We start from the raw sequence: 23,968 nt of genomic DNA, 5'->3' as shown, positions 1-23,968 counted from the left end.
GCATCAATTCCATAAGTTCATTGGCCTTGTCCAAACTCCCCACATCTATCGTTAGCATACCGCCAAAACCATACTCCTTATTCATCATTTGCTTGAACAACGCGTGACCGGGATGTGAGGCGAGCCCCGGATACACTGTCTTAATACCATCGGCTTCAAATTTTTCAGCCAGAAAGAGGGCGTTATGACTGTGTTGCTTCATTCTAATGTGGAGCGTACGAAGGTTCTTTAAAATGGAAGCTGCCCGTAAGCTGTCCATTGCAGCCCCCAAAAGCATACTGGCACCGTCGTTCACGTTGCGGAGTGTATCGATCAATTCCTGACTTCCACATACCACGCCCCCCATAGTGTCACTACTCCCGTTAATGAATTTTGTTAAACTATGTAACACGACATCGGCTCCAAGTTTTTTAGGTGAGATAGTGAGCGGGGAAAAGGTATTGTCGACCAATAGAGGAATGTTGTGCCTCTTGGCGATCTTTGCCAAGCCTTCTAGATCGGCTACTTCCAATAATGGGTTGCTTACCGACTCACAATAAAGAATCTTGGTCTTGTTCGTGATTGCCGCTTCAACCATTTCTAACTGTGTGATATCGACAAAGGAGGTCTTGATGCCATACCGCGGCGTGAAATTCTTAAGAAAAGCATACGTACCCCCGTAGATCGTCCTGCTCGAAACTATATGATCGCCCTGTTCACAAAATTGGAAGATGGTTGGTGCGATGGCGCCCATACCACTGGCCGTAACATTCGCAGTCTCAGTCCCTTCCATAGCAGCTAATGCTTCGCCCAAATATAGATTGGAGGGCGTAGTGTGTCGGGAATATAAGTAACACCCTTCGGCGTTTCCTTCGAACGTATCGAACATGGTTTTAGCCGATAGGAACGTGTAGGTTGAGGAATCGGATATGGAGGGATTCACACCGCCAAATTCTCCAAAATATTGAAGGTCTTGTATCTTGTCTGCTGGTTTGAAGGTCATAGTTTTCAGAATTTAGTATGCTTCAAAGATACTTGTATGTAGATTTAAAGTCAATAAATGTCTCAAATAATAGATAATAAAACATGCATAGTGTATTTATGCTGAAAATTTTTCGGTATTTAATTCATTTTATATATTTTGCTGAAAATTTTTCAGAATGATACCTTTAGATAATACCGATAAAGCATTGCTTGCGCACTTACAGCACAATGCCAAACAGACCAATAAAGCACTTTCCAATAAATTGAATCTTTCGGTTACTGCAGTGTATGAGCGGATCAAAAAACTGGAACGGGAAGGGGTGATTCAAAAATACATAGCGTTAGTGCAACCGGAAAAAGTGGACCTGGAGTTGTTGGTGTTCTGTCAAATAAAATTGACACAACACTCCAGAGAATATGTCACCAAGTTCGAATCGGAAGTTACCCGGCTTTCCGAAGTACTGGAGTGTTTCCATGTAAGTGGTGAATACGACTACCTGCTAAAGGTATTGGTGAAGGATATGGAACATTTTAGAACGTTTATGGTTTCAAAATTGACCACACTACAACATATTGGAAGTACGCAAAGTTCATTTTCAATTAGTAAAGTGAAGAATACAACAGTACTCACACTTAGCTGAATTCTTAAGACTTCATTTCTTTCCGAAGAAGAAAAAGGAAAGCGAATTTTCGGTAGAGAACGGTCTTGCTCAACGATAAAACATTTGTACTTTTGCAACAGCAAAGACCGAAGTAATTACCTCGGTAAATCGTTAATCTAAAATTTACTTTATGAGCACCTATGATGTTGCAATAATTGGTTCCGGTCCCGGGGGATATGTAGCGGCCATTCGTTGCGCCCAATTGGGAATGAAGACCGCACTCATCGAAAAATACACTACTCTTGGAGGCACGTGTTTAAATGTGGGATGTATCCCTAGTAAGGCGCTGCTCGATTCGTCGCACCATTATGAGGATGCTCTAAAGCATTTCGAGGAGCACGGGATCGAGATCCCAGGGGAGATCAAGCTCAACTTTAAAAAGATGATCGACCGAAAGCAGTCGGTCGTGGATCAAACCACAAAAGGCATCGAGTTCTTGATGAACAAGAATAAAGTAGACGTTTTTACGGGAACAGGATCGTTTAAAGATGCTACACACATCGAGATCACCGGTGAAAAGAATCAAACCATAGAGGCCAAGCATGCCATCATAGCTACAGGCAGTAAACCTGCCAGTTTGCCTTTTATAAAAATTGATAAAGAACGCATCATTACCTCAACCGAAGCACTAAAACTCACCGAAGTGCCCAAGCATTTCATCGTTATTGGTGGTGGTGTGATAGGGTTGGAGTTGGGTCAGGTCTATCGCCGACTGGGGGCGGAGGTATCGGTGGTTGAGTATATGGACAGGATCATCCCGACCATGGACAGTGCCCAAAGTAAGGAACTTACCAAAGTGATGAAGAAGCAAGGTGTGAAATTCTATGTTTCGCACAAAGTTTCTGCCGTAACTCGTAAGAAGAACGAAGTGACCGTTACTGCAACCGACAAGAAAGATAACGAAGTGACCTTTACAGGTGATTATTGTTTGGTTTCTGTTGGAAGACGTCCCTTTACCGATGGATTAAAGGCTGAAAATGCCGGAGTAAAGATCAATGAACGCGGTATGGTGGAAGTGAATGAGCATCTACAGACCAACATAAAGAATATCTATGCCATAGGTGATGTGGTACGCGGAGCGATGTTAGCGCACAAGGCCGAAGAAGAAGGTGTATTTGTTGCTGAAACCATTGCGGGACAGAAGCCACATATCGATTACAACCTAATTCCCGGCGTTGTTTATACCTGGCCTGAAGTAGCCTCGGTAGGAAAGACCGAAGAACAACTCGCCGAAGCAGGGGTCGCCTTTAAAGTAGGGCAATTTCCTATGCGGGCCTTAGGACGTTCTCGTGCCAGCGGTGATACCGATGGATTTGTGAAGATCCTTTCTCATAAAGAAACCGATGAAGTATTGGGAGTACACATGGTAGGAGCCCGTGTCGCCGATTTGATCGCTGAAGCGGTTACGGCTATGGAATTTCGGGCAAGTGCCGAGGATATTGCTCGTATGAGCCATGCGCATCCAACCTATGCAGAAGCGGTTAAAGAAGCTGCTTTGGCGGCTACCGAAGACAGAGCTCTTCACGTGTAAGAAACTCAATTCGCATGTAATAAAAAACCATCTGCGTTTGCAGATGGTTTTTGTTTTTCATCAATCATTGTATGGGGGGATCGATGAACACATTATTTTGTTACATTGACTTTCCAAGAGCGAGCAACGGGATCAATCGTGCTGCTTCTAACGTTGGAAACTCTAATCGTTACAGTATTGGCGGCACTTACAAAACTATTCCAGATAAGACCGGCTTCTATAGCACCACTCGGTGATGCATTACAAACGTCTCCAATATCTGCACCGGGTACTGTAATAGTCAAATCTGAAGCGTTATTTGCCGTAATGGTAGGAAAATTAAGAGAAGCGGTATTCGTATAACCCTTAAAAACGGTTTGCCTTTCTGTTGAAGGTGTAAAATACAGGTTAGAACCATCAAATTCCATAGCACCAGATTCTGCCACCGCAAGATTGGTGCCGGCCGTGAATTTTAACGGAGCCGATCCAGCCGTTGATGTACCTGCACGTACGTGTAACGATGCTGTTGGATTTGACTCACTAATTCCTACATTTCCTGTACTTCGAACAATAATACGTTCTCTTTGAGAAATGCTGCCGTTAGGAGTCGTGCTGATCACAAACTTTGAAGGGACACTGCCGGGGGCGGGTGAACCATCCATATAGAATCTAAAACCACCATTTTCTCGAATGCCGGATCCGTCGTGTGTCTTGATCACCAAAGCTCCAATTTCTTGATCGGTTGCTAACGCTGTTGGGGCATCAATAGTTCCTCCTGTATTATATAGAATAAAGTTTGGCGGATTGGTATTGGCACTTGTAATTTGAAAATCATTGTCTCCGGGACCTCTAAATTCAAAACGTTCTACCGGATCACTCGTACCAAAGCCTATGCGACCATCATCAGTAATAACCATATCGGTACCGGTAAGTTTAGCACGAGTAGCATAAATTAACTTATCTCCGGAATTGTTGACTCCCGGTTGCCATTCTTCCGAACCTACAGAGATCCATTTTGTTTGATTGTGGTCCCAATAATAGAATCCTTTGTCATTCGTACCTACCGCCGAAGAAAGGAATAGCATCATTCCGTCTTGATCTACACCCGGATCGTTGTCGGGAAAAGAAGATACTCTAGGAATTAAAATCCCATCGCTACTGGTGGGTGCTGTTGAACTTGAGGCAGAAATGTCGAGTAGACTTCTTGGGTTTGTAGTTCCAATTCCAACTTGTGCGATTGCGGGGGCAAATGCACTAAGTAACAGTGCAATAATTGCATAAGTAGTGTTTTTCATAAGTATCGATAATTTGGGGTTATCGTTGAGCAATATTAAAACGTAATTGTTGCACCTCCAAACATAACTGCTTGAATTTCAAGTTTATTCGATGAATAGAACGCTTAATTCGATAAAGTGCACTTGATTTGTAAGAATTAACTTTAATGTTTGCATATTTTTGTAGGAAAAGACCTTGAAAAGGTTTCTTTTAAATTGAATATCTTTGAAAAATGAAAAAAATCTTAGCCTTTGCAGGCAGCAATAGCAGTACGTCCATCAACCATCAACTGGTTCTTTTTGCCACATCTCAAATAGCCGATCATGAAGTGAAAGTAATTCGTCTTACCGATTATAAATTGGCATTATTTAGTGAAGATATCGAAAAGCAAAACGGGTATGCCGTTGATTTAACCTTACTTAAGAATGAGATCCGTGAGGCCGATGCCATACTCATCTCTGTGAATGAACACAATGGGATGGTTTCTGCCTTTTTTAAAAATGTGACTGACTGGCTGTCTCGTTTGGATCGAAAATTCTTAGAAGATAAGAAGGTATTGCTTATGAGTACGTCGAATGGTAAACGAGGAGCTGCTTCGGCATTGGCTTATACAAAAGATACATTACCCCGTTTTGGGGCAGAGATCGTTGAAAGCTTTTCCTTTCCTTCCTTTTCTGAGAACTTTTCAGTAACCGAAAAGAAAATCACCAATGAGACCTTATACCTTGGATTTATCGATGTCCTTCAAAATTTCTTGCACCAAATCGACTCGTAATGCGCAGTGAAAAAAAGATCACTTTTTCGCTGGACGATAGCGTGAAGCAACGTTTCCTGAAATGGGCACAGCAATATGAGGAAGTGGTTTGGTTGGACTCTAATCAATACGAACAATTGGATTCTCGATATGAGGCTTTGTTGGCCGTGGATGGACTTACATCTTTAGTAACCGATGCTGCCGGTGCTTTTAACGATTTGGAGGAATACCTCGCTAATCGCGATTGGTGGTTTGGTTATCTGGGATATGATCTAAAAAACGATCTGGAATCCCTTTCGTCTGCGAATTATGATGGCCTCGAATTTTCGGATCTCTATTTCTTTCAGCCTAAAAAAGTTTTTCTATTTTCTGAAACTGAAGTCACGCTCCAGTATTTACCCATGGTAGCAGAGGAAATGGAACAGGATTGGCAAGAGATTATGAATACAGATACTTCCGAAGCAGAAGGTACTAAAGAAAATAGCCCCTTAAAGATTCAGCTGCGCACCTCAAGAGAGGCCTATTTTGAAAAAGTAACACAGCTGTTGCATCATATTGAACGTGGCGATATCTACGAAGCTAATTTTTGTCAGGAGTTCTTTGCTGAAGGTACATCGATCGATCCGCTTAGAACATACCACCATTTAAACGCGATCTCTAATCCTCCGTTTGCCGGCTTCCTCAAACTGGGTCATCACTATATCTTGTCGGCTTCACCGGAGCGCTACCTAAAGAAGCGTGGAGATCACGTAATCTCACAACCCATAAAAGGGACAGCCAAACGAGCAACAGACCCCATAGAAGATGCTACTATTCGAAAGGAATTGCTGGAAGATCCTAAAGAGCGAAGCGAGAACATCATAATCACAGACCTTGTGCGAAATGACCTTTCCCGCATTGCTAAAAAAGGAAGTGTACGGGTGGATGAACTTTGTAAGGTCTATACCTTTCAGCAAGTACATCAATTGATCTCTACCGTCTCATGCCGGGTAGAGGACGATGTTTCGCCTATAGCAATCCTGAAAAATACTTTTCCCATGGGAAGCATGACAGGAGCTCCTAAAATTTCGGCTATGAAGCTCATTGAGCAATTGGAAGATACTAAGCGTGGGGTATACAGCGGGGCATTGGGATATTTCGCACCTAATGGTGATTTCGATTTCAACGTAGTGATCCGGAGTATTTTGTATAATGCTCAAAAAAAATATGTAAGCTTCTCTGTGGGCGGTGCCATTACGGCACAATCTCGTATCGAGAGCGAATACGAAGAGTGTCTGTTAAAAGCAAAAGCCATGCGGGAAGTGTTGGAGCGATAGTAAAGGAGTAAAAAGCAAGGAATGAATTATAGGACAAAGGTTGAGGGATACTGGATTTTCTACAAAGGGATGCTAAAATGTTGCTTAATTTTGTAGCATAACAGTGTATTGTATTGGAAAAAATACTTAATTATTTAATCGCTAAATTGAATATAAAAGAATGATGAAAATTAATAAATTCCTCATTTTCCATTTTCCTTACTTTTACTAATCATTAATTAATCTGACATACTTTACATTGTTAGTTAAACTAAAAGACCATATTAAAAACAATCTTTCCTTCCTAAACGGAAGGAAGTTATTAGTAGCTTGTAGTGGTGGCCTGGACAGTGTGGCCCTCGCACGTGCCATGCACATGCTTACGTTTGAAATTGGTTTAGCACACTGTAACTTTTCGTTACGCGCCAAAGAAAGTGATGAGGACGAGGTTTTTGTAATTGATCTTGCTGAAAGGCTTTCGGTGCCGGTCTATACAGAAACGTTCGACACAAAAGCGTATGCTTCCGCGACTAAATTATCAACACAAATGGCTGCCCGTGAATTGCGATACCGTTGGTTTGAGGAATTACTGAAGGATTTTCAATATGACTATATTCTCACAGCACATCATGCAGACGACGATCTGGAAACGTTCTTTATCAATCTCTCACGAGGCACAGGATTACGCGGTTTAACAGGGATTCCGGCGCAAAACGAGCGTGTGGTGCGACCGCTGCTACCTTTTTCCCGACAAGAAATCATGGATTTTGCTAAGCGAGAAAAATGGTATTGGCGTGAGGACAGCAGTAACCTTAACACCGAGTATTTACGAAATAAACTGCGATTGGACGTGCTTCCCATGTATAAAGTTCTTGCACCTCAAGTGCTTCAGAATTTCAAAACAACACAAGAACATTTACAATCAAGCCGTGATCTCATTGAAGACTATATGGCGCTTATTTACAATTTGGCTATTTCAGAAATGGACGGGGGCTATAAGATCGACACCAAGAAACTGGAAGAACTGCCGCATACCGATGCATTGCTTTATGAGTTGTTGGCGCCTTTCGGATTTACCTCTTGGGATGATATTTCAAACTTGGTTTCGGCACAATCCGGAAAGCAGATTTTTTCGGGATCACACCGCTTGCTAAAAGACAGGGATGTGTTTCTGCTTACCGAAATCCCTTCGGAAGAGGATAGAACCGAGATTTTTATTTCAGAAAACGAAAAAAAAATCGATCATCCCATACCGCTCCAGATTAATTCTACCGAGAAGATAGGAAATACCACGCCTAGTACGATTTATGTGGATAGGGATAAAATACAGTTTCCGTTACAGCTTCGAAAATGGCAAAAGGGGGATGCTTTTCAGCCCTTTGGCATGCAAGGAAAAAAGAAATTGAGCAAGTTTTTTAAAGATGAAAAGTTATCTTTGGTGGCGAAAGAAAATATATGGCTGTTGTGTAGCAAAGATCAGATTATTTGGATCGTAGGAATGCGAATGGACGATCGGTTTAAGGCAACAGAAAAAACAGAACACATTCTAGAAATTACAACAACTCCCTAAATACAGTATGAAAAAGCTTATTGCCCTCCTCATTTTCTTTGGTTTATTTCTCTCTCCCATACTCGCACAAGAGATCCTCGACCCCGTTTCATGGAAGGTAGCGGTGGAGCAGGAAAAAGACGATGTGTATAATGTCATTATGACTGCTAAGATTGACGATGGTTGGCATCTTTACAGTCAGGAAGAAGCCGATGTAGAACTTGGCCCAATCCCCACAGAGTTTGCATTCAACGCCTCTGCTGAAACCTTCGAGCTTATCGGGAAGACCCAAGAACCGGAAGTTGATCCAATATGGGATCCTGTCTTTGAAGCAGATATTGTTTTTTTTGAAAAGAAAGCGGTCTTTATACAGCCCATCCGAATTATAAACCCTGAAGGTCTTTCTATTGAAGTAGAGATCTATTATTCGGTATGTGATGATGAAAAATGCTTGCCTCCCGATACTAAAAACTTCAAATTGGGTTTGAACGATGCATCGGCTACGGCCACATCTGCAGAACTCACCGAAGCCGATCTGGAAAAGACGGCTGCCCTGTCCATAGATATAAAAGGTAAAGAACGCTTTGAACCGGATGACGAAGGCGAGGAAAAAGGCTTCCTTACCATCTTTCTTTTGGGATTTGTAGGAGGCTTGATCGCCTTACTTACGCCCTGTGTGTTCCCAATGATACCCTTAACCGTATCCTTTTTTACTAAAAGCGCAAAGAACAGGCAAAATGGTCTGGCCAATGCAATCCTATACGGCTTGTTCATATTTTTGATCTATGTGCTATTAAGCCTTCCATTCCATTTATTGGATTCGCTCGACCCTGAGATCCTGAACAATATCTCCACCAATGTAACTCTTAATGTGATCTTCTTTATCATTTTTATGGTGTTCGCGTTTTCCTTCTTTGGCTTTTATGAGATCACTTTACCAAGTTCTTGGAGCTCTAGGATGGACAATAAAGCAACCAGTATAGGAGGTTTTATTGGAATCTTTTTTATGGCGCTAACCCTTGCCATCGTTTCGTTCTCATGTACGGGACCTATTTTAGGTTCCTTGTTAGGTGGTTCCCTCACCAGTGATGGCGGTGCCATGCAGCTTAGTTTTGGGATGGGCGGTTTTGGGCTGGCACTTGCACTGCCTTTTGCACTCTTTGCCATGTTTCCAAATTGGCTCAATAACCTGCCAAAGAGTGGTGGATGGCTCAATACAGTGAAAGTAGTACTTGGGTTCATTGAATTAGGTCTCGCCTTTAAATTCCTTTCCAACGCTGATCTCGTAGAACATTGGGGTTTATTGAAGCGGGAGATCTTTATTGGCATCTGGATCCTCTGCGCACTGGGAATGGCGTTGTATTTATTTGGTGTAATTCGCTTTCCCCATGACGGGCCGAAAAAGAAGAGACCCCCGGCGGGTAATATATTACTGGGTGTATTGAGCTTTGCCTTTATGTTATATTTGGTGCCGGGACTTACCAATTCCAGTTATGCAAATTTAAAATTGTTAAGTGGCTTTCCTCCGCCATTGTTCTATAGTTTGTATGATAAGGAAACGGAAGCACCCTTAGGCTTAGAGGCCTATAAAGATTTTGAAGCCGGAGTAGCAGCTGCAAAAGCTTCAGGGAAACCCATAATGATTGATTTTACCGGTTGGGCCTGTGTAAATTGTAGAAAGATGGAAGAGCAGGTGTGGAGCAGGGATGATATTTTCGATGTGATTAACAACGAATACATTCTTATTTCACTTTATGTAGATGACAGGAAAGAACTTGAGGAAGATGAAAAATTCCATTACTTGAAACCCAAGGGAGGCGTCAAGACCATCAAAACAGTAGGAGATAAATGGGCCACTTTTCAAACGCTTAACTTTCAGAACAATTCGCAACCGTATTATGTGTTGATGGACGCTGATTACAACCTTTTGAACAAACCGGCGGCATATACGCCCGATGCCGATGAGTACTTGTATTGGCTGCAAGAAGGATTGAAGAACTTTTCTGAAGCAAAAAAATAGAACATGATGAAACGAAGTCTTTTAGTAGTTATTACCGTCCTTTTAGGAACCTTCGCTATGGCGCAGGAGGATACGTATGTAAAGGATAATTACACCAAAACTGAAACATACATCACCATGCGCGACGGTGTGAAACTGTTCACTGTGATTTATGCACCTAAAGATACATCGACGACGTATCCAATTTTGTTTCAACGAACACCGTATAGTTGTCAGCCGTATGGGGAGGATCAGTTTCGTTCCAAGATCGGTCCTAATGAGTATTTAATGAAAGAAAAGAACATTATTGTATATCAAGATGTTCGCGGCCGATGGAACAGCGAAGGCGTATATGATAACATGCGTGCGTACATACCCAATAAGACCGGAAATCAGGTGGATGAGGCCAGCGATACGTACGACAGTATTGATTGGTTGGTAAAGAATATATCTAACAATAACGGGCGCGTGGGTACTTGGGGAATTTCCTATCCGGGTTTCTACGCTACGTATTCATTGTTGGATGCGCACCCTGCCTTAAAGGCTTCGTCACCTCAAGCCTGTATTGGGGACTTCTTTTTTGATGACTTTCATCACAACGGAGCATATCTGCTAAGTTATTGGCGTGCCACCGCCGTCTTTGGCTACGAAAAGACCCAACCTACTACCGAAGCCTGGTACTCTTTTCCCGAGCTGGGTACTGAGGATCAGTATCAATTTTTTCTGGACATTGGACCTTTGTCAAACCTAGATACATATTACAAAGAGGATAATGTGTTCTGGCAGCAGCTGAAAGAACACCCAAATTATGATGAGTTTTGGCGTTCGCGAGGGATCATTCAGCATTTAAAGAACATTAAACCGGCTGTTATGGTCGTAGGTGGCTTGTTTGATGCCGAAGATCTTTACGGGCCATTTGAAACCTATGAAGCCATTGAAGAGAGCAGCGACACGTACAACACTATGGTGTTTGGTCCTTGGAGTCATGGCGATTGGGCGAGGCTTAATGTACGGCAGGCGATTGGCAATGTGTATTTTGGGGACAATCTTTCTCGGGATTACCAGCGAGATGTAGAAACCAAATTCTTTAATCATTTTTTAAAAAAATCCGGTGACGGAAGTACAGGACTTCCTGAAGCCTATATGTTCGATTCCGGCTCGCGTGAATGGAAGAGTTATTCTGAATGGCCTCCTAAGAATACGTCAAGAAAAACCTATTGGTTGCAAAGCGGACAACGTCTTAATCCCTTTGCTGAAAAAAGTTACACCTTCGAAGAATTTATAAGCGATCCAAAGAAACCGGTTCCTTATTCCGAAGATATCAAAATGGTATTCACCCCCAGAAAGTACATGACAGACGATCAACGGTTTGCTGCGCGTCGCCCCGATGTATTAGTCTTCGAAACACCTGTGCTTTCCGAAGATATTACCCTTGCGGGAGATATACTGGCAAAGTTGCAAGTCGCTACTACGGGTACCGCTGCCGACTGGATTGTTAAGGTCATTGATGTGTATCCGCCGGATGCCCCCGATTACGAGGAAACGCAGGAATATCTAAAGATGGGTAATTACCATATGATGGTTCGCAGTGAAGTGATGCGAGGACGTTTTAGAAATGATTTCAGCAATCCCGAACCTTTTGAGCCAAACACAAAAACTCCGGTAACCATCAAGTTGCAGGATGTGCATCACACCTTCAAAAAAGGGCATAAGATACAAGTGCAGGTGCAAAGTACTTGGTTCCCTTTGATCGATCTCAATCCGCAAACCTACGTTCCCAATATCTTTGAAGCAAAGGAAAGTGACTTTCAAAAACAAACCCATAAAGTCTTTAATGATTCGTCTATAGAGTTTACCGTTCTTGAAAAATAGAAGGTAGGGATAAGGTATAAAAAAAAGCGCCCCGGTCTTCACCTGGACGCTATAACAAACCTAACTTAGTAAATTTTAAAAGCGTTTAAGCAACTTCTAAAAAGCGCGCCGGAAAAATTTTCTATCCCCACAAAAAATATTCCGACACCTATTCACTAATTCATTACCAAAGATAAATTTCATTAGCACGCAAGTCCATACGTACAAACACGTATTTTTTTCAAAGACACCATACAGAGAGTTGTATACTGTCTTCAGAGTAGAGCACGCACAATAAAATGACTCAAGTCATTGTTCCCTTTAAAATTAAATCATAGTTTTACGTAATGAATACCACGATAAAAAAAGTTGCTGTTTTGACCAGTGGAGGCGACTCTCCGGGCATGAATGCTGCTATCCGTGCCGTAGTGCGTTCCTGTGCCTACCACCAATTAGAATGTGTGGGTATCTATCGCGGTCTTCAAGGATTGATCGAAGGAGATTTTAAGGAACTGGATGCACGTTCGGTAAAAAACATCATCAATAGAGGCGGTACTTTTTTAAAGTCGGCAAGATCAAAAGATTTCAGAACCAAAGAAGGAAGGCAGAAAGCCTATGACCAATTAAACAAAGCTAAAGTCGATGCCTTAGTGGTCATTGGTGGGGATGGTACCTTTGCCGGTGCCATAGTCTTTAATGAAGAACATAACTTCCCGGTGGTGGGATTGCCGGGAACCATTGATAATGATATCAATGGAACCGACTTTACCATTGGCTATGACACAGCTCTAAACACAGTGGTGGAGGCGATCGACAAGATACGAGACACCGCCAATTCGCACAATCGTTTGTTCTTGGTAGAGGTCATGGGGCGTGATGCTGGGGATATCGCCTTGAATGCAGGAATAGGGGCAGGTGCCGAAGAGATCCTCATCCCCGAGCAAAATATGGGTCGGGAACGATTGGTCGCTTCCCTAAAGCGAAGTAAGAAGTCGGGAAAGAGCTCGAGTATCGTAGTGGTTGCCGAAGGAGACCAAATAGGAAAGAACATATTTGAACTGGCAAAATACATAGAGGAACATTTGCAGGAATACGAAGTACGTGTTACCGTATTGGGACACATTCAGCGGGGTGGAGCCCCCAGTTGTTATGATCGGGTCTTGGCAAGCAGACTTGGGGTTGGTGCTATTGATGCCTTACTTCGTGGCGAACGCGATGTCATGATCGGCCTGGTTCATAATAAGGTGGTGTCTGTTCCCTTTACAGAAGCGATACAAGGGTCGAACGTTATTGATGAAGAGTTAATACGTGTGGCAGATATCACATCGATCTAAATTGAATGCTAGATATACTAACGAAGGTTGCAGTAAGCACCGAGCAAAAAGAAATGGAATAGATGAGTATAAAAATTGGAATCAACGGTTTTGGGCGTATCGGGAGAATTGCCTTTCGAATTGCGGCCAATCACTCAAATATAGAAGTAGTAGCTGTAAACGATTTATTGGACGTTGAACACTTGGCCTATCTTTTAAAATACGATTCGGTACATGGGAAATATCCCGGAACCGTAGCAGTGGATCGCGGTAATTTAGTGGTCGACGGTAAAACGGTTCGGGTGTCGTCCGAAAAAGATCCTGCAAACTTAAAATGGGATGCTGTGGGCGCAGAAATTATTGTTGATTGCACAGGCATCTTCAAAGAGGTTGAGGCGGCTTCGGCACATCTAAAAGCCGGTGCTAAGAAGGTTGTGATCTCTGCACCATCCAAAACAGCTCCTATGTTTGTTATGGGAGTGAATCATTCCGAAGTAAAAGTTTCAGATACCATCGTTTCAAATGCATCCTGTACAACCAATTGTTTGGCACCTATGGCAAAGATTCTGCACGACTCGTTGGGAATAGTGGAAGCGCTTATGACCACTGTTCATTCGGTTACGGCATCCCAATCAACCGTGGATCAACCCTCCCGAAAGAACTACCGCTTGGGACGTAGTGCCCTTAGCAATATCATTCCAACAACAACGGGAGCAGCCGTGGCAGTAACCAAAGTGATCCCCGAATTAAAAGGAAAATTGACCGGTATGGCATTTCGGGTGCCAACGACCGATGTTTCGGTGGTGGATCTTACGGTTCGCACTGAGAAATCGGCGAGTTATGACGATATAAAACGCATCTTTAAAGAAGCGTCGGAAGGAGCTTACAAAGGGATCGTTCAATATATCGATGAACCGGTGGTATCGCAGGATTTTGTAAGCGATCCCCATACCTGTAATTTTGACGCCGAAGCAGGTATTGCCCTTAATGATAATTTCTTTAAGTTAGTGGCTTGGTACGATAATGAATATGCCTATTCGACGAAATTGATCGACCTGGCAGCACACGTGGCAACCCTGTAACTATGATACTATTTACCGATGGTGGATCGACCAAATGTGACTGGATCCTGATGGATCACAGTGGAGGTATTTTGCTTAAAACACAAACACCGGGTCTAAATCCTGCGATCGTTCCCCAAGAAGAGATCGAACGGCGAATCCTCTCCAACCAAGCGCTCCAAACCATTATGACCAAAGTAAGCCACTTGGATTTTTACGGGGCCGGTTGCGGAACCAAAACGCCCGTTGCCATGCTTCAGGCGACTTTAGAGCGCGTTTTTGAGAATGCCGCGATCACCGTGCATGAGGATATGGTAGCGGCGGTGCATGCGGTCACGACCACTCCGGGTATTGTGTGTATTTTGGGTACGGGCTCCAATAGTTGCTACTTTGACGGAACGACCCTGCACACCAAGGTGCCGTCATTAGGCTACTCGGTGATGGATGAGGCTAGTGGCAATTACTTCGGAAGAGAACTGCTTCGGGATTATTTTTATGAACGGATGCCCGCTTCGGTCGCTTCAGATTTTGATGCCCGCTTCGATCTGAATCCCGACACCATCAAACAGCAATTATACAAAAAACCCAATGCGAATGCCTATCTTGCTTCTTTTGCCGAATTTATTTTTACTTCGGAAGAGATAAACGATTATTTTTACCAATTGATACGAAAAGGGATCGATGAGTTCCTGGCGTGCAGAGTGCTTCCTTTTTCCGAAGCAAAAGAAGTACCCATACATTTTATAGGCTCTATCGCTTATTTTTCAGAAAAGATCCTCAAGGAACGTTGTAAAGCGCATCACCTGCAAATAGGGAACGTGTTACAACGTCCTATCGACGGGCTCATAGACTATTACCGTACGCACCGTATAGGTTCGAAACCATAACCAAACGATAAAAGACCCAACTTCGCATGTCCTTACCCTCCATAGATCCTACCACTACTCAAGCTTGGAAGAAGCTCACGCGCCATTTTGAAGAAGTTAGGTGTTTAAATGTTCCCGATCTGTTCCAAGAAGACCCCGAGAGAGCGAAAAAAATGGGACTGCAATGGCAATCGGTGTATGTGGATATTTCAAAGAACCGTATTACGCAGGAGACCCTTTCTTTGCTTTATGAACTGGCGGAGGAAGTTGGGTTAAAAGATGCGATAGATGCACAGTTTACCGGAAAACAGATCAATAAAACCGAACAACGCGCCGTATTGCATACGGCACTGCGTGATTTTGAAACCATGAATCCGATGGTTTCCGCGACCTTACATCAAATGAAACAGTTCTCACAGGCGGTGATAAGCGGAGCGTGGAAAGGCTATACAGGAAAACCTATTACAGATATTGTGAATATAGGGATAGGCGGAAGTACGTTAGGTCCTGAAATGGTGACCGAAGCACTTACATTCTATAAGAATCATTTAAATGTGCAATTTCTTTCGAACGTAGATGGGGATCATATCGCAGAGATCCTTAAAACTGTCGACCGCGAGACCACGCTTTTTATTGTGGTTTCCAAGAGTTTTACCACACATGAGACCCTGGTCAATGCACATACGGTGAGGCGTTGGTTTTTAGAGCAGGCGCCGCCCGAAACTATTGAAAAGCATTTTGTAGCGGTTTCTACAAACCTGGAAGCTGTGCAGGCGTTTGGTATCGCAAAAGAGAACACCTTTCCGTTATGGGATTGGGTAGGCGGTCGTTTCTCGGTGTGGAGTGCCGTAGGTTTATCGGTTTGTTGTGCAATTGGTTATACCCACTTTAAAGCATTATTGCAAGGGGCTCATGACATGGACAAACATTTTAGGAATACAGATTTCGAAAAGAACATTCCGGTAACCTTAGCGCTACTATCTATATGGTATAATAATTTCTTCGGAACCGAGACCGAGGCGGTTATTCCGTATTCCCAATACCTTACGAAATTAGTTCCCTATTTACAACAAGCCGTGATGGAAAGTAACGGAAAAGGAGTAGATAGAAACGGGAATCCCGTAACCTATCAAACCGGAACGATTGTATGGGGTACCACGGGTACCAATGCCCAACATGCGTTCTTTCAGCTTTTACATCAAGGAACCAAATTGATCCCTGTAGATTTGATCGTTTTTTCAGAATCCCTTCACGGGGATACAGAACATCAAAACATTTTAATGGCCAATTGCCTGGCACAGTCGGAGGCCTTGATGCAAGGAACCTTGGGGAGCGAAGTGGAAAATTCTTTCAAAAGATTTGAAGGCAATAAACCAAATACAACGCTTTTGCTGGAGAAACTTACCCCTAATTCCTTGGGTCGTCTTATGGCACTTTACGAACATAAGTTGTTCGTACAGGGGGTGATCTGGAATATTTTCAGCTATGACCAGTGGGGTGTTGAATTGGGTAAAAAGCTGGCGAACAACACCTTAAAGGCGATTCGACAGGAGAAGGATACCGTGATCGATAATCCTTCTACACAGCAATTACTTAAAAAACTACAGAACCGATAGCGGGCCGTTCTTTTTATTCTGAAATCTTCTTCGGTCCCACAGCAGCAAACCGTTGCTTTTTTATATTTTTAAGTCTGATAATAACCTTAAACCACTATTGTATGAGTCAGACAGACAAAAAGATTACCCTTCAGCAAGCAAAAGATTGGACCGCGAATTGGAGAAGTACACCCTCCACCGATGCACGCGCATTTTTAATACCCGTACAGGATCTGCAGGGTGTACTTGCCGAAATGGGTAATCCTACTTCCGGGGACGCTTGTGTACGAGCCTATTTGGGTATTGACACTACTTCCAATACCGAAAAGTTGATCATCGTGGGAACCGAAAAAAATCGCGAAGGGGTGTATGAAGACTTGCTGCCCACCTCGCTCAATACCATTGATGCAGGAGCCAACGGGATCTGGGATTTTTCAGAGCCGTGTCCGCCAAAATGTGATCCTAACAGTCCTTTGAACTAGATGAAGGAACTATTCGATATTTTGGGGGATATTACCATTTATTTGTCAGTTATATATCCCCTTTTTTACATCCTGGGTTTTTCAAAGAATAACAAGACCTATAAAATCTTTACACTCTATCTTATCGCCATAGCATTGGTTCAAATTTCCTTGCGTTTGCATAAATATGTATATCCAAATGAACCAAATCTATATTTGTTTGTTTATTATTTTGTGTCTCAATTTATCTTCCTGTCGCTGTTCTATTATGAGTTGCTACAGCATAAATGGATTTTATTTATAGGAGGGTTAACCTTGCTTTTTATAGGGGTACAATACATAATCACGCCGGATATGTATTTTCGTTACAACCCTATAGGCGCTACCATTACTCAGGTTCTATTAGTCTTTTATTCCTTGCTATACTTTTACAGATCGTTATCCGAGAAAAAAGAATTTATCATTGTGAATGTAGGTGTTTTCTTTTATCTCTTGTCAAGTATCCTCATCTTTGCTTCCGGAAATTTAGTACTGGATGATACAATCCCAATCTATATTCCCAGTCTTTTACAGGATATAAATATATCCTTATATCTTATTTTTCAATTGCTTATTATGTTGGAATGGTGGAAAAATTATGCTGATAGAACGATAATAAAATTTAAAAAATAACATGGTTTCTTCTGAAGAACAGATAGTAGGCATTATCGTTATTGCATTAGGCATAGTAATCCTAATGTCTGCAGCCATCATTGCTTTTTTCTATTTCAGTCGAAAAAAGATTATAAAAACCGAATTGGAAAAGGCCAGCATGGAGATCGAACATCAAAAGGAGGTGATACAATCTACTTTGATCACACAGGAAGAGGAGCGCAAGCGCATCGCACAAGACCTTCACGATGCGATTAGTTCAAAGCTCAATGTGGTTTCACTCAATGCCAATTTTCTAACCGAAGCGGACATTTCTTCTCAAGATACCAACACCATTGGTAAGCAGATCCTGTCAATTACCTCTACAATTTTGGAAAGTTCCCGTAAAATCGCGCACGACCTCTTGCCGCCCACTTTCGAAAAATTTGGTCTGAAAGCGGCTTTGGAAGAATTGTGTGATGAGGTAGGAGAGACCAAGAAGTTTCAGATACGTTGCGATCTCCCGTATGCGGAAGGCTTCTTACCGCCGGAAAAGGAACTTCATGTGTTTCGTATTGTTCAAGAACTATTCAATAACGCCATCAAACATTCCGAAGCAACTGTCTTACAGCTCACCGTTAAAACCGAACAAAACCGGTTATCTTTACAATATAAAGATGATGGAAAAGGCTTCGACCCCGATACGAAAACACTGGTCAAAGGCATAGGAATGAGCGGCATTACCAATCGGGTAGCGATCTTGAACGGAACGCTCTCGGTAGATTCAAGACCGGGTGATGGCGTACAATTGACGATAAAAATAGAGCGATGAGCGAGAAAATACATGTAGTGTTAGCAGACGACGAAGAACTGTTTCGTGTGGGCATGTCTTATATTCTATCGCGAGACGAATCGATAAAGATCGATTATGAAGCTTCAAACGGGCAAGAACTTGTAGCGTATCTTGCGGAAGCATCCCAGCTGCCCAATATTATTGTAATGGATATTAAAATGCCAAAATTGAATGGTGTGGAAGCGACAAAACGTATTCGGTTGGAATATCCCGGAATTGGCATTATTACACTTACCACCTACAATACGAAGCCATTTATTAGAAACATGATAGACGTTGGTGCCAGTGCCTATTTGGTAAAGAATTCACCTCCCGAAAAGGTAATCCATACCCTCAAACAAGTTTTTTATAACGGGTTTTATTACGACAACCATGTGATGCAGATCCTCAATGAACGTGCTGCCTCACTTTCTATAGCCGGCGAAAAATCTGTTTTCGATGAGAATTTCTTGACGCCGCGCGAAAAAGATGTCTTAGAACTTATTTGTAAGCAGCTCACCACTCAAGAGATTGCCGACACGCTGTTTATCAGTCCGCGTACGGTAGAAGTACACCGCAAGAACCTCTTAGAAAAGACCGGAGTCAAGAACATCGCCGGCTTGGTGATCTTTGCCATTAACAACGATCTGGTACCACCCATCATTATAGATTAGATTGTCTTTTTCTTCGGAAGGTATTTTTTTAGTACCTTAGTCCTTCAGCAGTCAACTCCCCGATTAAGAATCGCTTATGCTTACAAAAGTTTACGGGAGTGCCGTCTTTGGCGTTGACGCAACCACCATCACAGTAGAAGTTAATGTAGATATCGGTATCGGGTACCACCTCGTGGGTCTGCCCGATAATGCTATTCGAGAGAGTAATTACCGCATAGCCGCCTCGCTTCAGAACAATGGATATAAGATTCCAGGCAAAAAGCTCATTTTAAATATGTCACCGGCCGATATGCGGAAGGAAGGGTCTGCTTACGACCTACCTTTGGCGATGGGAATTTTGGTTGCCACCGGTCAAATAACGGAAGAAGTTCCTTTATCTGATTTTATTATCATGGGGGAACTCTCTTTAGATGGGAGTCTGCAGCCCATTCGCGGCGCATTACCTATTGCCGTGAAAGCCAAAGAAGAGGGTTTTAAAGGCTTTATCCTTCCGAAGCAAAACGCGAAGGAAGCTGCTATTGTGGACGGGATCGCCGTGTATGGCGCCAACACCATTAAAGAAGTGATCGATCTTTTTAATGAGGGAATACCTTTAACGGAAACCGTGGTAGATATGGAAGCCGAATTTTATGAACACCTCGAAAATCCGGAACATGATTTTGCCGATGTGAAAGGTCAGGAGTCCATAAAACGATGTATGGAGATCGCCGCAGCCGGTGGTCATAATATAATTTTAATTGGTCCGCCTGGTTCCGGTAAAACCATGCTCGCCAAACGGTTGCCCAGTATTTTACCGCCTCTCTCGTTATCGGAAGCCCTAGAGACCACCAAGATCCATAGTGTGGCGGGCCGTACGATGGAAAAAGGAGGCGTAATGACCGGCAGACCATTTCGCAGTCCGCACCATACCATCTCGGATGTGGCATTAGTGGGCGGCGGACAATATCCGCAACCGGGAGAGATATCATTGGCCCATAACGGGGTTTTGTTTTTAGACGAATTACCCGAATTTAAGCGTGGGGTATTGGAGGTGATGCGACAACCGCTGGAAGATAGGGAGGTCACAATTTCAAGAGCACGCTTTACCGTGACCTATCCTTCAAGCTTTATGCTCGTTGCCAGTATGAATCCCAGTCCCGGGGGCTATTTTAACGACCCCGATGCACCTGTCACCTCGTCGCCGGCAGAGATGCAACGCTACTTAGGAAAAATATCGGGCCCGCTGCTGGATCGTATCGATCTTCATATTGAGGTGACACCGGTTCCTTTTGAAAAATTGAGCGAAGAACGCAAAGGCGAACACAGCATTGTGATTAGAGAGCGTGTCACCAAGGCACGACAGATTCAGGCACAGCGGTTTTCGAACCTCTCACACATTCATTACAACGCTCAAATGGGGGTAAAGCAGATTCGAACCTATTGCCGACTCGATGCGGAGTCGCTTCAGTTATTGAAGACAGCTATGGAACGATTGAACCTGTCGGCCAGGGCGTATGACCGTATCTTAAAAGTAGCCCGTACCATCGCGGACCTCGATGCTTCCGAAGCGATTATGGGGAGTCACATTTCCGAAGCGATCCAATACCGAAGTTTGGACAGGGAAGGGTGGTTTGGGTAATTTTCGATGCGGATATTGAATCCCTTAACTTGTATTTGCTTTCGTTGTTTTAACACTTTTTTAAGATTTGTATAGGCATGCCATTGTATCTTTAGCACTCTTTAAAAAACAATCAAAAAATGACTTCAAGAAATTCTTTTAAAATGCTGGCAATCTTTCTGTTTGCTATCGCATTTACAATGACATCCTGTAAAAATGAAAAGGCCGAAAAAGCCGAAGAAACAGCACAGCTCTCCATCGATTTTGAAAAATACGAGTTGGAGAACGGATTGGATGTTGTATTACATCAAGACAAGAGTGACCCTATTGTTTCACTTGCCATACAATATGGTGTGGGGTCCAATCGTGAAAAGACCGGACGTACGGGATTTGCTCATTTATTTGAGCATATGTTATTCCAAAAATCAGAGAACGTAGGAGAGGATCAGTTCTTTAAGAAGATTCAGGATGCCGGAGGAACACTCAATGGAGGAACCTGGAAGGATGGAACGATCTATTATGAGGTAGTACCTAAGAACGCCATGGAAATGATCATGTGGCTGGAAAGCGACCGAATGGGATACTTTGTCAATACTGTTACCGAATCTGCTTTCTACAATCAGCAGGAAGTGGTACAGAATGAAAAAAGACAGCGTGTGGATAACAATCCTTACGGACATACGAACTGGGTGCTGGATAAGAACTTGTATCCCGAAGGCCATCCTTATAATTGGCAAGTGATCGGGGAACTGGTAGACCTTCAAAATGCAACTGTAGATGACGTTCGTGAATTCTACGATCGTTTTTATGGTCCTAACAACGCAACCTTAGTATTGGCAGGAGATTTTGAGAAGGAAGAAGCCAAGCAAATGATCGAAAAGTATTTTGGAGAGATCAAACGTCGTCAAGAAGTTGAGCCATTAAAACCACAGCCCGTTTCATTGGAAACGACCAAGCGTTTGTATCATGAAGATAATTTCGCAACGGCCCCGCAATTGAACATGGTTTGGCCTACGCCGGAGCAATATACCGAAGACGCGTATGCACTTGATTTCTTAGCTGAAATACTTTCACAAGGAAAGAAAGCACCCTTGTATAAAGTATTGGTCAAAGAAAAGGAACTTACATCCCAGACCAATGCATATAACAATGCACAGGAACTGGCCGGAGAATTTCATATTCGTATTACGGCGAACAACGGTGTGGACTTGAAAAAAGTAGAAGAAGGGATTTTTGAAGCGTTCCAATTATTTGAAAAGGAAGGTGTTACAGACCGTGATATCGAGCGTATCAAGGCAGGGTTGGAAACACAATTTTACAATGGTATTTCCAGCGTATTAGGAAAGTCCTTTCAGTTAGCACAATACAATGTATTTGCCGGGGATCCGGGCTTTATTGAGCAGGATATCGAGAATATCAAAAAAGTTACCAAAGAGGATGTCATGCGTGTTTACAATACCTACATCAAGGACAAGCCTTATGTTATGACTAGTTTTGTTCCGAAGGGGCAAACCGATCTTATCGCTGCAAATTCTGAAAAGGCGGCCGTTGTAGAAGAAGAGATCAAGGAGAATGTAATCAAGACCGTAACAGATTCAAACGAAGAGATTGCTAAGACGCCTTCTAAAATAGACCGTTCAGTAGAACCGAAGCAAGGAGAAGCTCCTAAATTAACGATACCGGATACGTGGACGGCCGAACTTTCCAATGGAATGGATGTCTACGGAATTGAGCAGAATGAGATCCCAACCGTAAACTTCAGTTTGGTAATAGAGGGAGGGCATTTAATGGATAGTAAGGATAAGAACGGTGTGGCCAATCTGATGACAGATATCATGATGGAAGGAACTGCTAACAAGACACCCGAACAATTGGAAGAAGAGATAGAACTCTTAGGTGCCTCCATTAATATGTATACCACCAACGAATCTATTGTGATCCGTGGGAATACCTTAACGCGTAATTTCGATGAGACCATGAAACTTATCGAAGAGATTCTCTTGGAACCACGTTGGGACGAAGAAGAATTTGGACGTATCAAGACCAAGACCATCAACGAGATCAAACGTTCCGACGCAAACCCGAATGTGGTAGCCAACAGAGTGTACGATAAGCTCTTATACGGCGAGGACCATATCTTCAGTTACCCGATAAGTGGAACCGAAGAAGCCGTAGCAGCCATTACGATGAATGATCTAAAAGAATTCTATAACAAGAACTTTTCTCCAAGCATTAGCACCTTCCACGTGGTAGGGAAGATCGATAAGGAGGAAGCTTTAAAAAGTTTGAGAGGTCTGGAAGAACGTTGGGCAGCGAAAGATGTGACCATACCCGAATATCCGGTGGCAAATAATCGGGACAAAGCTTCTTTGTATTTTGTCGACATCCCAAATGCGAAGCAATCTGTGATCAATATTGGTTACATTGCCTTGCCTAGAACCGATAAGGATTTTTATCCGGCCGAGGTGATGAACTACAAATTAGGAGGATCGTTCTCAGGGAATGTGAACCTTATTCTTCGTGAAGAGAAAGGATATACCTATGGTGCCCGTACCGGTTTTAGCGGAACTAAGATCCCGGGAACCTTCACCGCTTCATCTAGTGTTCGAACAAATACAACCGGTGAATCTGTAAAAATCTTCAAAGACGAGATCGCTAAATATAAGGATGGAATTTCTGAAGAAGATCTGGAATTTACGAAGAACGCCTTGATTAAATCCAATGCACGCCGCTTTGAGACACAATTCTCATTGCTTGGGATGCTTCAGGAAATGAGTAGTTATGATTTACCTCCTAACTACATCGAAAATGAAGAAAAAGTGATCAAAGGTATGACGCTGGAGCAACACAAAGAATTGGCGAACAAATACCTGGACGAATCTAAAATGGCCTATTTGGTCGTTGGTGATGCCGCCACACAGTTTGCTCAGTTTAAGAAGATGGGCTTTGATGAGGTTAAGTTGTTGAACAAGGAAGGGGAAGAAGTAACATTAGAAGATGTTAAGATGTAGGTTTAATTTTTAATAGTTGAAGAAGGGACGCCATGGAGCGTCCCTTTTTTTTGATACCTTTAGCAGAACA

Annotated in this window: 19 protein-coding genes; 17 read left to right on the top strand and 2 right to left on the bottom strand. The window is 42.9% G+C overall.

Annotated features, from left to right (window positions below; translation table 11 throughout):
* A partial coding sequence (locus tag AACZ11_RS09460; protein ID WP_290626895.1) for an aminotransferase class I/II-fold pyridoxal phosphate-dependent enzyme occupies nt 1-982 on the bottom strand: 982 nt, incomplete at its 3' end.
* A 160-nt stretch (nt 983-1,142) separates the two neighbouring features.
* On the opposite strand from AACZ11_RS09460, the gene AACZ11_RS09455 reads away from it, so the two are divergent.
* Together AACZ11_RS09455 and lpdA are read left to right on the top strand one after the other, a co-directional pair.
* Entirely contained in the window at nt 1,143-1,604 is a 462-nt protein-coding gene (locus AACZ11_RS09455) for an Lrp/AsnC family transcriptional regulator (RefSeq protein WP_290626897.1), read from the top strand.
* A 151-nt stretch (nt 1,605-1,755) separates the two neighbouring features.
* Nucleotides 1,756-3,156 (top strand): dihydrolipoyl dehydrogenase, encoded by a 1,401-nt coding sequence (gene lpdA / locus AACZ11_RS09450; RefSeq protein ID WP_290626894.1) that lies wholly within the window; start codon nt 1,756-1,758, stop codon nt 3,154-3,156.
* 92 nt (nt 3,157-3,248) lie between these two features.
* Here the strand turns inward: lpdA and AACZ11_RS09445 are convergent, their stop codons facing one another.
* Complete coding sequence (locus AACZ11_RS09445) at nt 3,249-4,430, bottom strand: hypothetical protein (RefSeq protein ID WP_290626893.1); 1,182 nt, start codon at nt 4,428-4,430, stop codon at nt 3,249-3,251.
* A 212-nt stretch (nt 4,431-4,642) separates the two neighbouring features.
* Between AACZ11_RS09445 and AACZ11_RS09440 the strand changes: the two genes are divergently transcribed.
* The 15 genes from AACZ11_RS09440 to AACZ11_RS09370 all read left to right on the top strand — a co-directional run bounded on the left by AACZ11_RS09440 (nt 4,643) and on the right by AACZ11_RS09370 (nt 23,898).
* Nucleotides 4,643-5,185, top strand: coding sequence for an NAD(P)H-dependent oxidoreductase (locus AACZ11_RS09440; RefSeq protein ID WP_290626892.1), 543 nt, complete (start codon nt 4,643-4,645; stop codon nt 5,183-5,185).
* Nucleotides 5,185-6,480 carry an aminodeoxychorismate synthase component I gene (pabB, locus tag AACZ11_RS09435; RefSeq protein ID WP_290626891.1) on the top strand — a complete coding sequence of 432 codons (1,296 nt, stop codon included), beginning with the start codon at nt 5,185-5,187 and terminating at the stop codon, nt 6,478-6,480. Before AACZ11_RS09440 ends, pabB begins: the two co-directional genes overlap by 1 nt.
* Nucleotides 6,481-6,718: 238 nt before the next feature.
* Nucleotides 6,719-8,029 carry a tRNA lysidine(34) synthetase TilS gene (tilS, locus tag AACZ11_RS09430; protein ID WP_290626890.1) on the top strand — a complete coding sequence of 437 codons (1,311 nt, stop codon included), beginning with the start codon at nt 6,719-6,721 and terminating at the stop codon, nt 8,027-8,029.
* 7 nt (nt 8,030-8,036) lie between these two features.
* On the top strand, nt 8,037-10,028 hold the full coding sequence (locus AACZ11_RS09425) for a cytochrome c biogenesis protein CcdA (RefSeq protein WP_290626889.1): 1,992 nt from the start codon (nt 8,037-8,039) through the stop codon (nt 10,026-10,028).
* Nucleotides 10,029-10,034: 6 nt separating this feature from the next.
* The gene (locus tag AACZ11_RS09420; protein WP_290626896.1) at nt 10,035-11,879 is read left to right on the top strand and encodes a CocE/NonD family hydrolase; all 1,845 of its coding nucleotides are present in this window, start codon (nt 10,035-10,037) and stop codon (nt 11,877-11,879) included.
* A gap of 326 nt (nt 11,880-12,205) precedes the next feature.
* On the top strand, nt 12,206-13,192 hold the full coding sequence (pfkA, locus tag AACZ11_RS09415; RefSeq protein ID WP_290626888.1) for a 6-phosphofructokinase: 987 nt from the start codon (nt 12,206-12,208) through the stop codon (nt 13,190-13,192).
* 62 nt (nt 13,193-13,254) lie between these two features.
* A complete protein-coding gene (gap, locus tag AACZ11_RS09410; protein ID WP_290626887.1) occupies nt 13,255-14,253 on the top strand; it encodes a type I glyceraldehyde-3-phosphate dehydrogenase in 999 nt (332 codons plus the stop codon).
* 2 nt (nt 14,254-14,255) lie between these two features.
* The gene (locus tag AACZ11_RS09405) at nt 14,256-15,119 is read left to right on the top strand and encodes an N-acetylglucosamine kinase (protein WP_290626886.1); all 864 of its coding nucleotides are present in this window, start codon (nt 14,256-14,258) and stop codon (nt 15,117-15,119) included.
* A 26-nt stretch (nt 15,120-15,145) separates the two neighbouring features.
* Complete coding sequence (pgi, locus tag AACZ11_RS09400; protein ID WP_290626885.1) at nt 15,146-16,714, top strand: glucose-6-phosphate isomerase; 1,569 nt, start codon at nt 15,146-15,148, stop codon at nt 16,712-16,714.
* 101 nt (nt 16,715-16,815) lie between these two features.
* Nucleotides 16,816-17,175: a hypothetical protein gene (locus AACZ11_RS09395; protein ID WP_290626884.1), complete on the top strand. Its 360-nt coding sequence runs from the start codon at nt 16,816-16,818 to the stop codon at nt 17,173-17,175.
* On the top strand, nt 17,176-17,826 hold the full coding sequence (locus tag AACZ11_RS09390; protein ID WP_290626883.1) for a hypothetical protein: 651 nt from the start codon (nt 17,176-17,178) through the stop codon (nt 17,824-17,826).
* A 1-nt stretch (nt 17,827) separates the two neighbouring features.
* Nucleotides 17,828-18,616 carry a sensor histidine kinase gene (locus AACZ11_RS09385; RefSeq protein WP_290626882.1) on the top strand — a complete coding sequence of 263 codons (789 nt, stop codon included), beginning with the start codon at nt 17,828-17,830 and terminating at the stop codon, nt 18,614-18,616.
* A complete protein-coding gene (locus AACZ11_RS09380; RefSeq protein ID WP_290626881.1) occupies nt 18,613-19,290 on the top strand; it encodes a response regulator transcription factor in 678 nt (225 codons plus the stop codon). Before AACZ11_RS09385 ends, AACZ11_RS09380 begins: the two co-directional genes overlap by 4 nt.
* Nucleotides 19,291-19,366: 76 nt before the next feature.
* The gene (locus AACZ11_RS09375; protein WP_339832251.1) at nt 19,367-20,908 is read left to right on the top strand and encodes a YifB family Mg chelatase-like AAA ATPase; all 1,542 of its coding nucleotides are present in this window, start codon (nt 19,367-19,369) and stop codon (nt 20,906-20,908) included.
* Between the two features lie 119 nt (nt 20,909-21,027).
* Nucleotides 21,028-23,898: a pitrilysin family protein gene (locus tag AACZ11_RS09370; RefSeq protein ID WP_290627431.1), complete on the top strand. Its 2,871-nt coding sequence runs from the start codon at nt 21,028-21,030 to the stop codon at nt 23,896-23,898.
* Nucleotides 23,899-23,968: the final 70 nt, after the last annotated feature.

This window comes from uncultured Altibacter sp. (assembly GCF_963972995.1).
Taxonomy (GTDB): Bacteria; Bacteroidota; Bacteroidia; order Flavobacteriales; family Flavobacteriaceae; genus Altibacter.
This window is presented reverse-complemented; position numbering and strand designations above follow the sequence as displayed.